We start from the raw sequence: 510 nt of genomic DNA on the forward strand, positions 1-510 counted from the left end.
GGACGTAGAATTAGACCTCTCTGCTATTGCTAAAGGTTTTGCAGCAGATAAAGTTGCTATCGCGTTGCGTGACCAAGGCATCGCAAACTTTCTGGTAGAAATTGGTGGTGAGGTAGTGACTCATGGTAGAAGTGTTCGTGACTCCTTGTGGGTATTAGGTATTGAATCACCTGATAAACAGGGTAGAAACGTTTATACTAGGGTTCATCTTGGTAATGCTGCGCTCGCTACGTCGGGCGATTACCGAAATTATTTTGAAGAAAATGGTAAACGATATTCTCACACGATTGACCCACTCAGCGGCAGGCCAGTTGAGCATCTGCTTGCATCTGTTAGTGTGATTGCTGAAGATTGCATGTTAGCTGACGGGCTTGCGACGGCGCTAATGGTGATGGGTGAGCAGAGGGGGTATGAGTTTGCCTCAAAGCACAATATCAGTGCGTTATTTATCTATCGAGGTGATGAAGGCCTCATAACAATGCACACTGATTCGTTTAAACAGTATCTTAA

At 44.9% G+C, this 510-nt stretch carries 1 protein-coding gene; it reads left to right on the forward strand.

What is annotated here, in order from left to right:
• On the forward strand, positions 1 to 510 hold a 510-nt coding region (locus A3761_RS06615), incomplete at both ends, for an FAD:protein FMN transferase (RefSeq protein WP_197472905.1).

The organism is Oleiphilus sp. HI0123, from assembly GCF_001635315.1.